The sequence below is a fragment of the Nocardia seriolae NBRC 15557 genome (assembly GCF_007990715.1).
Lineage (GTDB): Bacteria > Actinomycetota > Actinomycetes > Mycobacteriales > Mycobacteriaceae > Nocardia > Nocardia seriolae.
On record NZ_BJWY01000075.1, the window covers coordinates 1 to 12,831 of the forward strand.

Here is a 12,831-nt window from a genome sequence, read left to right on the forward strand (position 1 = left end):
GCGCGTAAGTTAACGGCATTGGCATCGAAGATGCTTCGATGTGACCGGGCCCTCACTCTCTAATTTCGCAGATATGAATGACATTCTCGCCACTCAAAGAATCATCTTCAGTTGTCTAGCGGTTATCTCGCACAATATTCATACTCACTCCCAGGTGGCAACCCGCCGACCAGTCGAGAGAACCCAGGAGTGTGGCATGAAGATCGGCATCCCCCGCGAGGTCAAGAACCACGAGTACCGGGTGGCCTGCACCCCCGCCGGCGTGCACGAATTCGTGGCCCGCGGCCACGAGGTGTTCGTCGAGTCCGGCGCGGGCATCGGTTCCACCTTCGAGGACGACGCCTACCGCTTCGCCGGTGCGCAGGTGCTCGACAGCGCCGACGCGGTCTGGGCCACCGCCGATCTGCTGCTCAAGGTGAAAGAGCCCATCGCCGAGGAATATTCGCGCCTGCGCCGCGATCAGGTGCTGTTCACCTACCTGCACCTGGCCGCCTCCAAGGAGTGCACCGACGCCCTGCTGTCCGCGGGCATCACCTCCATCGCCTACGAAACCGTCACCGCCGCAGACGGATCCCTGCCGCTACTGGCCCCCATGAGCGAGGTCGCGGGCCGCCTGGCCCCGCAGGCGGGCGCCTACCACCTGATGCGCAGCGGCGGCGGCCGCGGCGTGCTCATGGGCGGCGTCCCGGGTGTGCGCCCGGCCAAGGTGGTGGTGATCGGCGCGGGCGTCTCCGGCCGCAATGCCATCGCCGTCGCGCACGGCATGCACGCGGAGGTCACCGTGCTGGACCTGAACATCGCGCGCCTGCGCGAGATCGACGACCTCTACCACGGTCAGGTTCGCACCGTCATGTCCAACCGCCTCGAGGTCGAGAACCTGGTCCGCGAGGCCGACCTGATGGTCGGCGCGGTCCTGGTCCCCGGCGCCAAGGCCCCCACCCTGGTCTCCAATGAGCTTGTCGCCCAGATGAAGCCGGGCTCGGTCCTGGTCGACATCGCCATCGACCAGGGCGGCTGCTTCGCCGACTCGCACCCCACCACCCACGCCGACCCCACCTACCGGGTCCACGACTCCATCTTCTACTGCGTCGCCAACATGCCCGGCGCGGTCCCCCACACCTCCACCGTCGCCCTCACCAACGCCACCCTCCCTTACGCCCTGGCCCTGGCCGACAAGGGCTGGCAGGCCGCCGTCGCCGCCGACCCGGGCCTGGCCGCGGGCCTGAGCACCCACAACGGCGAACTCCTCTCGGAATCGGTTGCGGCAGCCCACGGTTACGCCGCCCACACCCTGGTCGCGTAAAGGGCGCCCGCCACCACCGCCCGGTCGTCGTTGTCGACCGCGGCCCGCTGGGTATCAGTGGGCCGCGGCGGCCGGGCGGGCGAAGATGTCATCGAGCGGGCCGGAAGGTCCGGATCGCAGACCTTCCTCGGCAAACCATTCCCAGCGGAACAGCCGCGCCTGAATCGGTGCGGGAATCCGACGCACGGCGCGGGCGATCCTGCCGAAACGACTCCGGCCTTCGAGGATGGATCGGTGCTCGGCCAGCGCCCGCATGCGTTGTGCCGCGAACGCTCCGACGTCGATGCGGTGCGTGATGTCCGCTCGCGCGGTGTAACCGTCGCGGATTGCGGTGGCGTCGTAGCCGAGCCAGCGGGCCGGAGCGGTCGGCCCGAGGAATATCTCCCGAGGCATCGTCGCGTTCAGAACTCGTGTGCCGCCGGCCGCTTGCGCCGCCCGGGCGCCGACTTCATGAACACGGACGTGATCGCGGTGCCCGTATCCGCCGTTGCGGTCATAGCTCAGCAGTACGTCTGCGCGTTCCTCCACGAGGATCGACGCCAAGCGCTCGGCGGCCTCGCCGATATCCGCCCGGGCGAACATCGTTCGTCCCGGCGGGTCCGGATACAGGATGGGACCGTGTCCGCTGTCGGCATAGCCGAGGTGCTCGACCCTGGCCACGCCGAGAACGTCGGCGCTGGCCCGCAATTCCCGCAGCCGCGGTGCGACGTCCCCATCGAACTGCTCCATGTGCCCGTCGCAAGCGACGACGATGACCGTGCGGTGGTCCGCGTGGGCCAGTTTTGCGAGAGTGCCGCCGGTCAGGGTGATCTCGTCGTCGGGGTGGGCATGCAGAGCCACGACTGTCGCCATGTCGCCAGTATCTCGGCCGGGGTGACAGCCGGTCTGATCGGATGGCGGATTCCCTCAGGACGCGGGATGGTGTCCCGGCCGCACGTGCTCGAAGATCAGGATGGTCTCGGTCGAGGACACGGCCGGGTGCGCGCTGAGGTGATCGAGGACGAACGAGCGCAACTCGCCGGAGTCGGCGGTGGCGACATGGATCAGGTAATCATCCGCTCCGGCAATGAAATACACGTTCTCGACCTCCGGCAACGCGGCCATCTGATCACCGAACTGGGCCAGATGACTGCGCGCGGCCGGATGCACGCGCACCGCGATCATGGCCTGCAGATCACGGCCCAGCGCCGCCGGATCGATATCGGCGTGGAAGCCACGGATGACCCCGCGTTCCACCAGCGCTCGCACCCGGCCCAGGCAGGTCGAGGGCGCGATGCCCGCCGCCGCGGCCAGGGCATTGTTGGTCATGCGCCCGTCCCTGGCCAGCTCGTCGAGCAGGAGCCGGTCGATGGCATCGAGGGGCACCGGCCGCGCCGCCGCACCCGAGCCGCTCGATCCCGAAGAAACCTTCTTCATGACCGAACTGTACAGAATTTCCTTCGCCGGTCACCCGGAAATCAGCCGAACCTTCACCGATCCTCGCCGACCGCCCAGATGTTCCAGCTGATCCTCCCCCGCTCCCGCCGCGCACCCCGCTCCAGCTGCGGCACCTGCCGGGAAAAGTACCGCTTGGCCTCGCAATCCTCACCGCATTCGGCATGTTCGGCCGGGCTCGTTGTGCCACATCGAGATTCAACACCGGGTAGTCCGGCACATCGTGCGAAACAGGTCGTTTCACTGGTCAGCTCCTTCTGCGTGGACGGCGGAAACCGGACAATTCCGGTGCATATGCATGATCAGATGCGCGTATTCGATTGCCATCACAGGCAATTCGCTATCGTCGATGTTGAGTGGGTTGGACACGAACCTCAGATGTACTCCGGTGCCAAAGGATTTGGGACTCCCGAGAGGGGTTGGACGCGCATGAAGTACCGAACTTCCATCACGGGTCGTTCCAAATTTCAGTGCCTTCGATAGAAAGGCTACGAAAATGTCCGGCTCAACCCTCGCCGCCCGGGCCCTCGGTCGGCTCTTGGCCGATTACCGGAAACGCGCACAGATGTCGCGTTCAGCAGCCGCCCGATACCTGGGCACCTCGATACAAACGATGAGCCGCCTCGAGGATGGGCTCAAGGCCAAGGTGACGCATTTCTGGATCAACGGCCTCGCCGACATCTACAACTGCAGCGACGAAGAGCGGCTACTGCTGCTCAACCTGGTAACGGAGATGAGTTCGGCGCACAAGAACTGGTGGCGGGCGTACGAGGACGAGATGAAACCTCGCTTCGACTATTACCTCGGATTGGAGGAAGCGGCGTCCCGAGTATCGTCCTGGCGCCTGGCGGACCTTCCCGGGTTGCTTCAAACTCCCGCCTATCGTCGCGCGATCGAATGGACCGAGCATCCCGAGATGCCCTCGGAACAAGTGGAACGGCGCGTCGAAATGGCTATGCGGCGAAAGAGCCGACTGGAGGATGATGGGTTCGAAGTCGACATCGTGGTATCGGAGGGCGCCATGCGGGCCCAGGTCGGCGGGCCCGCTGTATTGGCCGAGCAGCTCCGCTATCTTGCTGATGTGGGAGAGCGGCCCAATGTATCGATTCGGCATGTTCCGTTCGACGCTCCAACGCACCTCGGGTCACTGATCGAATCGTTTGTGCTGCTGGAGTTTCCGAAGCTTCCTGCGACCGGAATGGTCGAGTCGCCGGTGGTCTACATCGAGGGTTTCGTGGGCGACCTCTACCTGGAGCGAGAGACCGAGGTCCAGCGATTTCGGAATGCGTTCGCTGAGATCAGCCGAGTAGCATTGGATCCGGACATCACCAGGCAGCGGATGTTGTCGAGAGCCAAGGAGTGTGGCGAATGAACCTCGAACTGTCCGAGGCGGATTGGTTCAAATCCAGCTACAGCCATTCCGGCGGCGAGTGTTTGGAAGCCGCGCACCTCGGCGGCGGGAGGGTCGGAGTCCGCGATTCGAAGCTGGGGGCTTCGAGTCCGGTGCTTGTGTTCGCCCCGGCCGCTTGGGACCGCTTCACCGACGCTGCGCAAGCAGGGGTGTTCGACCTGGGCTGATGGCCGGTACGACCACCAACGGGAGATCGAATGTGAGGCGCGGTCTCCCGTTCTTGTAGGCTCGTTGCGTGGGTACCTACTGGCACGCTGTAACACCGCCGCCCGTCGCCTGATCGGGCGCACCGGCTGACCTCTGCTCTGCTCCCCGGCTGACCTTTTGCGGCAGTCCGGGTTTCGGCGTGCGCCCGTTTCGAATCCTTCACTCACTGGAATTCGACGACGGAGTTCACGATCGTGTCCAATCGCACGTCCACTCTCACCCTCGCGCGGCCGAATGCCGATGTCCGGCAGGGTAGTACGCCGATTCTTGCCGCCTCGGTGCTGTGGGGCAGCACCGGGACCGTTTCTTCGCTGGCTCCCGCCGGAACCCCCGCCGCGGCAGTAGGTTCGGCCGGGCTGGTCTTCGGCGGGCTGCTGCTGTACATCGCCGGTCGCGGTAATCGGCTGCGCTTCACCATGTCCGAACGATGGCTCCTGCTGCTCGGCGCGGTGGCCGTGGCCGGGTATCCGGTCACCTTCTATCCGGCGGTGGCCCGCACCGGTGTCGCGGTGGCCACCGTTGTCGCCCTGGGTAGCGCCCCGGTTTTCGCGGGTCTACTGGCCTGGCTGACCGGGCGCGGCAGACCGACAGCGCGCTGGTGCCTGGCCACGCTGCTGGCCGTAATCGGTTGTGCCGTACTGGTTGTCGGCCCGGAGCTCGGAGCGTCGGCCGGTGCGATCGACCTGGTCGGTGTCGGGCTGGCCGCCTGCGGCGGCCTCGCCTATGCGGTCTACGCCCTGATCGGCGGCACCCTCATCCGCCGGGGTCACACCTCGAACGCCGTCATGGGAGCCATGTTCGGCGGGGCCGCCATCCTGGTGCTCCCGGTCGTTCCGGCCTGCGGTCCGGCCTGGTTGACCACGCCGCGCGGATTGGCGGTCGCCCTGCATCTGGCGGTCTTCACCACCTTCGTCGCGTATCGCCTGTACGGATACGGTCTGCGGCGCACCACGATCGAAACGGCTACCGCGCTGACTCTGGCCGAACCGGCCATCGCCGCGCTGCTGGGCGTCGCAGTCGTCGGCGAGCGATTGCCCCTGCTGTCCTGGTCGGGCATGGCAGTCCTCGCCCTCGGCTTGGTCCTGCTGACCGTGCGCACCGGTAACCGTGACGTGAAGTAGGTTCCCGACGCGCCGGGATCCAGCGCACATTGCGCCGCGGCGGGAAATGTGGTTATAACCAGTACATGACGGTTGACGCTACGCTCCCCGCCCGCGGCCTCCTGCTCGACATGGACAGCACCCTCGTGAACTCCGAATCCGTCGTGGAATTCCTCTGGAAGGGCTGGGCCGACGAGCACGGTTTCGCCCTCGAGGACGTACTGGCCGTGTCCCACGGCCGCCAAGGCTGGGCGACCATGGCCGAACTCCTCCCCGAGCGTCCCGAAGCCCTCAACCATGCCGACAACGCCCGCATGCTGGTCCAGGAAACCCAGATCATGGACGGCATCTCACCGATCCCGGGCGCACCCGAATTCATGGCCGCCATCGCCGAACTCCCCCACGCCCTGGTGACCTCCGCCAACACCCTCCTCACCGAAAGGCGCATGGCCGCAGCCGGACTCCCCCTGCCCGCAATCCGCGTCACCGCCGAATCCGTGACCCTCAGCAAGCCCGACCCGGAAGGCTTCCTGAAAGGCGCCGCCGAACTCGGCCTCTCCCCCGACGACTGCCTGGTCTTCGAAGACTCCGAAGCCGGCATAGCCGCAGCCAAATCCGCAGGCATGCGCGTCATCGGCGTCGGCCCCCGCGCCGCCGCCTTCACCCCCACCGCCCACGTCCGAGACCTGACCCAGATCCGCGTCGCGCCCGCCCCCGGCAAACTCATCACCGTCCACGTCCTACCCTGAGCCGCAACCGCTTTCACCACACAATCTCCACATCTCCCCCGGAACTTCCGCACCCGCAACGAATAGTGTCGTCCCCGGTGCCGAAGAAGTCGGCCCGCGGGGAGGCATCATGACCGAAGCCGAGACACCGGCGCCGGATTCACGGGGCGTGTGGCAGGCGACGCGAGAATGGCGGCACCGGCTCGCGATCCTGCTGGCCATTCCCGGAGCCTTGGCGTGGGGCGGTGAGGCGGTCGTCGAACTGGGCACTTCGATCGAACCGAAATTCCAGGACCTGCGGTACCTCGGTTCGATGACCGCGGCCGAGGTGCTCACTGTCGCTTGGATGTCCTTCGCCCTGGTCGCGATTCTCCTGGCCCTGGTCGCGATTCTGCTGGCCTTTCAACTGCGCCTCGGCCGGATCCTGCTCATCGTGGCCTGCGTCCTGGTCCTGCTGGGGCAAGCCGTTTCGATCACGCTGGCACTGATACCGATCGACGCCTTCTACTACGAGCCCCCACCGAGCATCGCATTCTCGCTGCCGCTGACGGTTTTTCCACTGGTGACGATCGTGCTGCTGCTCGGACGGCAGGAAGAGTGCTGAGCGCGACGCGGGAATTGCGGCGTTGGATCGCGATCGTTCTGACAACGGCAGGAATGCTGTTCTGGGCCGGTGAGTCCCTGTTCGCGGTAGCCGCCACTCTCGATCCCGAGAACAGGACACCGGACAGCATCGCCGCGATGGTCCCGGATCACGTGCTCGACCGGGACGCGATCGCCTTCGGGGTGGTGTCGGTCCTGCTGCTGGTCGCCACCATATTCTTCCTGTGCCGCTTGCGATTCGCCCGCCTGCTGCTGATCGGGGCCGCGGCGCTGGCGGTGGTCGGTCAGCTCGAGGTGACAAGGCGCGGGCTGATTCCGATCTTCTACTTCTTCCACCACCCGCCGCGATCGAACGTGGTCTCGGACTGGCCGCTGCTGCTCTTCCCGCTGATCACGATCGCGCTGCTGCTGGGAAGCCAGCGCGAGTATTGAGAGGTCCCCGGGCGGCGTGTGGCGTCGGGACGCCGCCCGGAGTCGGTGGGGCTCAGGCCTTCTCGACGGCCCGGTCGGTGACGACCGGCTGAGCCAGGCGGGAGTGGAAGCGGGAGTAGCCGAAGTAGACGACCAGGCTGATCACAAGCCAGGCCGCGAAGCGCACCCAGGTCTCCCAGGGCAGCGACCAGATCAGGTAGACGGAGAAGCCGATGCCCACCAGTGGGACGACCGGCATCAGGGGCAGGCGGAATTCGCGGGGTTCGTCGGGGCGGGTGTAGCGCAGGACGATGACCGAGACGCTGACCACGATGAAGGCCATCAGAATGCCGATATTGGTCAGCTCCGCAACGGTATTGATCTTGAGCACGCCCGCGAGGATGGCGGAGCCGATGCCGACGATCCAGGTGACGCGGGTGGGGACCTTGCGGGTCGGGTGGGTCTTGGCGAACCACTCCGGTAGCAGGCCGTCGCGGCTCATGGCGTACCAGACGCGGGTCACGCCCAGCATGAAGGTGAGCACCACGGTGATGATGCCGACGATCGCGCCGATGGCGATGATGTTCGCGACACCGGGCATGCCCGCGGATTTGAACGCGGTGGAAAAGCCGCTGGTGGGGCTGATCTCGGTGTACTTCTGCATGCCGGTGAGCACCAGGCAGGCCGCCACGTACAGCACCATGGCGATGGCCAGCGAGTAGATGATCGCCTTGGGCAGATGCTTTTTCGCCTCGACGGACTCCTCGGCGGCGGTGCTCATGGCGTCATAGCCGAACACGGCGAAGAACACCGTGGCCGCACCGGTCCACACCGCACCGGTGCCGAACGGGAAGTACGGGTGGTAATTCGCGCTGTCGATCTTGAATACGCCGAGCACGATGATCAGCAGCACGATCGCCACCTTGATCCCCACCGCCACGGTCTCGAACCGCCCCACGCTCTTGATGCCCCGCGACAGCACCCACGCGGTACCCAGGCAGAACAGGATCGCGAACACGTCCACCTTGTGCCCGTCCCCGGTGCCCGCGGCCCCGAGCATCCAGTGCGGCAGGGTGATTCCGATCTGATCCAGCAGGAAGTTGAAGTACCCCGAGACGCCGATGGCGACCACCGCCGCCACCGCCACGTACTCGAGCAGCAGATCCCAGCCGATGAACCACCCGGCCAGCTCGCCCAGCGAGACGTACCCGTAGGTGTAGGCCGACCCGGCCTTGGGCACCATGCCCGCGAACTCCGCATAGCACAGCGCCGCACACGCACTGGCCACACCCGCGATCAGGAACGAGATGAGAACCGAAGGCCCCGTGGTGTTGTGGGCGACCGACCCGGCCAGCGCGAAGATCCCCGCGCCGATGATGCCGCCCACCCCGATGGCCGTCAGCTGCCACAGCCCGAGGTGCTTGGACAGCCGCTCATCGGTGGGCGTGTCGTCCTCGACCTCGGTGATCGGTTTGCGGCGCAGGATCTGCCCGCGCAACTCCGCAATCGACATGCGGGATCCTTTCGTTCCGCTGCGCCCCGCGACGATGCGGCGTAACGCAGCTCACACTCGAGCCAGGTCAGCTAATCCGACCATGCCCCGGCCTGTGATCAGGCAGTTGGTTAAATAAAGTTCAGAAACCTTGTCCGACCGGCCAAAGCCGTCGTCTCCGCCGCGCGTCGCGGGCCTCGGTGAACTAACCTCAAATCGAAACGTGTTCCTTTCGGTATCTCTAGGTGGGGGTTCAGTCCACGTGACCCTGGGCGTGTACGACCATGAAGTGCTCGACGCGATCGAGAAGCTGCTTCCGGTGCTGCGCGAGCGCGCGCAGGAAACCGAGGATCTGCGCCGCATTCCCGACGAAACCATCGCGGACCTGCGCGCTACCGGATTCTTCCGGCTGATGCAGCCGACGCAGTGGGGCGGCTACGCCGCCGAGCCGGTGATCGTCTACGACGCCATCCGCCGCCTCTCGCGCGCCTGCGGATCGACCGGCTGGGTGTCGAGCGTGCTCGGCGTGCACCCGTGGCACATCGCGCTCTTCGATCAGCAAGCGCAGCAGGAGGTCTGGGGCGAGAACCGGGAGGCTCTGGTCTGCTCCTCCTACGCCCCGATGGGCGGTGGCCTGCGGGTCGAGGGCGGCTATCGGGTCAGCGGCGCGTGGAAGTACTCCTCGGGCTGCGATCACGGTGACTGGGCGCTGGTCGGCGGCCCGGTGCTCGCGGACGGCGCGCCCGTCATGATCGACGGCCTGCCGCTGTTCGGCAGCTTCCTCATCCCCAAGTCCGATTTCACCATCGACCACGTGTGGGACACCTTCGGCCTGGCCGGCACCGGCTCCAATACCCTTGTGGTGCAGGATGTTTTCGTCCCCGAGTACCGGTTCCTGAGCTTCCAGGCCATGAACGACGGCTCCATGCCGGGCGCACAGGTCAATACCGAGCCGCTCTACCGCATGCCGTGGGGCACCATCATGCCCACCGGCATCTCGGCACCGGTGCTCGGCATGGCCGAGGGCGCACGCGACTTCTACGTCGAATACCAGCGTGAGCGCTGGCGGGTCGGCTTCGCCGGTGAGCAGGCCAAGCACGACCCGTACATCACCGAGCGGGTGGGCCGCGTGACCAGTGACATCGACGCCTCCTGGCGGCAGCTGTCGGGCCACATCGTCGAGGAGTACGAGACCATCCTGGCCGGTCAGGAAGTCTCGATCGACACCCGCCTGGACGCGCGCCGCGACCAGGTCCGAGCCACCCAGCGCTGCGTCGCCGCCATCGACGTGTTCATGGAATCGGCCGGGGCGGCGGCACTCTCGAAGGGCACGCCGTTGCAGCGGCTGTTCCGCGACGCCCGCGCGGCGCGCGTGCAGGCCACCAATGAGGCGGAGCGGGTCTACGACATGTACGGCAAGTACAAGTTCGGCCTCGACCCGCTCCTGATCATGGTGTAGTCCCCTCAGCCTCGAGCGCCCGGCCGGAATGATCGCAGGAAGAACGCGAGATTGGCCGGGCGCTCGGCCAATCGGCGCATGAAGTAGCCGTACCACTGGTCGCCGTAGGGCACATAGGTGCGCAGGTGCGCGCCCGTGCCGACCAGCCGCCGCTGTTCGTCGTCGCGGATGCCGTAGAGCATCTGGAACTCGAACCGGTCGGCCGTGCGGCGGCCCGATCGCAGGTATCCCGTCGCGGCGTCGAGCATCACCGGATCGTGGGTGGCCACCATCGGATAGCCCTGTCCGCGCATCAGAATGTCCAGGCAGCGCAGATACGACGCATCCACCTCGTCACGGGCCTGATAGGCCACGCCCTCGGGTTCCCGATACGCGCCCTTGCACAACCGGATTCGAGATCCCGGCCCCGACAGGTCGCGGCAGTCGCCCTCGGTGCGCAGCAGATACGCCTGCAGGACCGTGCCCACCCAGGAGAAGTCCGCACGCAGTGCGCGCACCACGGCGAGGGTCGAATCGGTGGTGGTGTGATCCTCGGCGTCCACGGTGACCCACACCCCCGCCGCCGCGGCGGCGGTACAGATCTTGTGCGCGTGCTCGAGCGCGATGGCGTGCCCGTCCCGCGGCAGCGACTGCCCCAGCGCCGACAGTTTGAGCGAAACCTCCAGCGGCCGAACCTCTCCCGCAGCCGCGGGTAGCTCGCCCAGGGCTTCGAGCAGGGTCAGGTAGTGCGACACGGTCGAGCGCGCCTGCGCGATCTCGGTGGTGTCCTCACCGAGGTAGTCGATGCTGGCGTAGCGCCCCGAGTCGAGCAGGGCGGTGGTGGCCGCGGCCGCGTGCGCCTCGGTTTCCCCGGCGACGAAGCGCGCCAACACCTTCCGGGTCGAGGACAATCCGGTGACGGTCCTCTCGACCCGCGCCGACCGCGAGGCCGCCAGCAGCGCCGGACGCAACGTGGTGGTGAACATCAGCGCGCCCCCGCTTCGGTCGCCTGGTGCGGATACCGGTGATCGCGAGGCGGCACGAAGGTCTCCTTGATGGTGCGCGCCGAGGTCCAGCGCAGCAGATTCTGCGCCGATCCGGCCTTGTCATTGGTGCCCGAGGCGCGGGAACCGCCGAAGGGCTGCTGGCCGACCACCGCGCCGGTCGGCTTGTCATTGATGTAGAAGTTGCCCGCCGCGAACCGAAGTCGCTCGGTGGCCGTCGCCACCGCGGCCCGATCCTCGGCGATCACCGCGCCGGTGAGCGCGTAGGCCGACCCGCGATCGATCAACCCCAGCACGTCCTCGAATCCGCTCGGCGTGGAGTCGTCGTACACGTGCACCGCCAGGATCGGCCCGAAATATTCGGTGCGGAACGCCTCGTCGACCGGGTCCTCGCCCAGCAGCACGGTCGGTTCCACGAACCAGCCCACGCTGTCATCGGCGCGCCCGCCGGTGAGCACGGTCAGGCTCGGCGTGGCCTTGGCCCGCTCGAGCGCGGCCACACTGCGGTCGAAGGCCCGCCGATCGATCAGCGCCCCACCGTAATTGGTGAAATCGGTGACATCGCCGTAGGACAGCTCCGACACCTTCCCCAGGAAGTCCCCCGACATCCGCGCCCACACCGACTTCGGAACGAACGCCCGCGACGCGGCCGAACACTTCTGCCCCTGATAGTCGAACGCCCCGCGAATCAGGGCCGTACTCAACACCTCCGGATCGGCCGAGGAGTGCGCGACCACGAAATCCTTGCCGCCGGTCTCCCCGACCAGCCGCGGATAGGTGTCGTACCCGGCGATATTCTCCGCCACCGACCGCCACAAATGCTGGAAGGTCCCCGTGGACCCGGTGAAGTGAATCCCGGCCAGCCGCCGATCGGCCAGCGCCACCGCCGACACCTCGGGCCCGTGCCCGTGCACCACATTGATCACTCCCGGCGGCAGGCCCGCCGCTTCGAGCAGCTTCATCGTCCAGTGCGCCGAAAAGGCCTGCGTCGGCGAGGGTTTCCACACCACCGTATTGCCCATCAGCGCGGGAGCGGTCGGCAGGTTCCCCGCGATCGCCGTGAAGTTGAACGGCGTGATCGCGTACACGAACCCTTCCAGCGGCCGGTATTCCACCCGGTTCCACACCCCGGCCGTCGAAATCGGCTGCTCGGCCAGCATGCCCCGCGCGAAGTGCACATTGAACCGCCAGAAATCCACCAGCTCACACGGCGCATCGATCTCGGCCTGATACACGCTCTTGGACTGCCCGAGCATGGTCGCCGCCGCCACCGTCTCCCGCCACGGCCCCGACAGCAGATCCGCCGCCCGCAGGAACACCGCCGCCCGCTCGTCGAACGACAACCCCCGCCACCCCGGCCCCGCCGCGGCCGCCGCCTCGATGGCCTCGGCCGTATCCCGTGCCTCGGCCACGGTGATCGACCCCAGCACCGCCGAATGCCGATGCGGCTGCACCACGTCGACCACCGCCCCCGCCCCGCGCCGCTCCTTGCCCCCGATCACATGCGGAATCTCGAGCCCGGTGTCGGCGAGCTCGGCCAGCTTGTCGCGCAACCGCGCCCGCTCGGGACTCCCGGGCGCGAACGACCCCACCGGGTCGTTCACCGGCGGCGGAGTGACCGTGACAGCGTCCATGACAACCTCCTGGCGGAATGTGGCCCGAGCCACTGAGCGAATACGCCGAGTCAACCCCGAACCGGG

General features: G+C 67.0%; 13 protein-coding genes. 8 read left to right on the plus strand and 5 right to left on the minus strand.

Annotation, left to right across the window (positions count from 1 at the left end):
* Nucleotides 1-196 precede the first annotated feature (196 nt).
* Nucleotides 197-1,303: an alanine dehydrogenase gene (ald, locus tag NS2_RS21940; RefSeq protein WP_033088009.1), complete on the plus strand. Its 1,107-nt coding sequence runs from the start codon at nt 197-199 to the stop codon at nt 1,301-1,303.
* A gap of 54 nt (nt 1,304-1,357) precedes the next feature.
* Here ald and NS2_RS21945 read toward each other — a convergent pair whose 3' ends face one another.
* A complete protein-coding gene (locus tag NS2_RS21945) occupies nt 1,358-2,155 on the minus strand; it encodes a PIG-L deacetylase family protein (RefSeq protein WP_033088008.1) in 798 nt (265 codons plus the stop codon).
* A 54-nt stretch (nt 2,156-2,209) separates the two neighbouring features.
* The gene (locus NS2_RS21950; protein ID WP_033088007.1) at nt 2,210-2,719 is read right to left on the minus strand and encodes an Lrp/AsnC family transcriptional regulator; all 510 of its coding nucleotides are present in this window, start codon (nt 2,717-2,719) and stop codon (nt 2,210-2,212) included.
* Nucleotides 2,720-3,233: 514 nt separating this feature from the next.
* Between NS2_RS21950 and NS2_RS21955 the strand changes: the two genes are divergently transcribed.
* The 6 genes from NS2_RS21955 (at nt 3,234) to NS2_RS21980 (ending at nt 7,218) form a co-directional block, all read left to right on the plus strand.
* The gene (locus tag NS2_RS21955; RefSeq protein ID WP_033088006.1) at nt 3,234-4,109 is read left to right on the plus strand and encodes a helix-turn-helix domain-containing protein; all 876 of its coding nucleotides are present in this window, start codon (nt 3,234-3,236) and stop codon (nt 4,107-4,109) included.
* Nucleotides 4,106-4,315: a DUF397 domain-containing protein gene (locus NS2_RS21960; RefSeq protein WP_033088005.1), complete on the plus strand. Its 210-nt coding sequence runs from the start codon at nt 4,106-4,108 to the stop codon at nt 4,313-4,315. The genes NS2_RS21955 and NS2_RS21960 overlap by 4 nt, the downstream gene beginning before the upstream one ends.
* 234 nt (nt 4,316-4,549) lie before the next feature.
* A complete protein-coding gene (locus tag NS2_RS21965) occupies nt 4,550-5,476 on the plus strand; it encodes an EamA family transporter (protein WP_033088004.1) in 927 nt (308 codons plus the stop codon).
* Nucleotides 5,477-5,541: 65 nt separating this feature from the next.
* A complete protein-coding gene (locus NS2_RS21970) occupies nt 5,542-6,204 on the plus strand; it encodes an HAD-IA family hydrolase (protein ID WP_033088003.1) in 663 nt (220 codons plus the stop codon).
* A 109-nt stretch (nt 6,205-6,313) separates the two neighbouring features.
* Nucleotides 6,314-6,787: a hypothetical protein gene (locus NS2_RS21975; protein ID WP_052086449.1), complete on the plus strand. Its 474-nt coding sequence runs from the start codon at nt 6,314-6,316 to the stop codon at nt 6,785-6,787.
* 53 nt (nt 6,788-6,840) lie between these two features.
* The gene (locus tag NS2_RS21980) at nt 6,841-7,218 is read left to right on the plus strand and encodes a hypothetical protein (protein WP_033088002.1); all 378 of its coding nucleotides are present in this window, start codon (nt 6,841-6,843) and stop codon (nt 7,216-7,218) included.
* 52 nt (nt 7,219-7,270) lie between these two features.
* Here NS2_RS21980 and NS2_RS21985 read toward each other — a convergent pair whose 3' ends face one another.
* A complete protein-coding gene (locus tag NS2_RS21985; protein ID WP_033088001.1) occupies nt 7,271-8,710 on the minus strand; it encodes an amino acid permease in 1,440 nt (479 codons plus the stop codon).
* 247 nt (nt 8,711-8,957) lie between these two features.
* Between NS2_RS21985 and hsaA the strand changes: the two genes are divergently transcribed.
* The gene (hsaA, locus tag NS2_RS21990) at nt 8,958-10,148 is read left to right on the plus strand and encodes a 3-hydroxy-9,10-secoandrosta-1,3,5(10)-triene-9,17-dione monooxygenase oxygenase subunit (RefSeq protein WP_036546168.1); all 1,191 of its coding nucleotides are present in this window, start codon (nt 8,958-8,960) and stop codon (nt 10,146-10,148) included.
* Nucleotides 10,149-10,153: 5 nt separating this feature from the next.
* Here hsaA and NS2_RS21995 read toward each other — a convergent pair whose 3' ends face one another.
* Both NS2_RS21995 and pruA read right to left on the minus strand, forming a co-directional pair.
* Nucleotides 10,154-11,113 carry a proline dehydrogenase family protein gene (locus NS2_RS21995; RefSeq protein ID WP_147207269.1) on the minus strand — a complete coding sequence of 320 codons (960 nt, stop codon included), beginning with the start codon at nt 11,111-11,113 and terminating at the stop codon, nt 10,154-10,156.
* Complete coding sequence (gene pruA / locus NS2_RS22000; protein ID WP_033087999.1) at nt 11,113-12,765, minus strand: L-glutamate gamma-semialdehyde dehydrogenase; 1,653 nt, start codon at nt 12,763-12,765, stop codon at nt 11,113-11,115. The genes NS2_RS21995 and pruA overlap by 1 nt, the downstream gene beginning before the upstream one ends.
* Nucleotides 12,766-12,831: the final 66 nt, after the last annotated feature.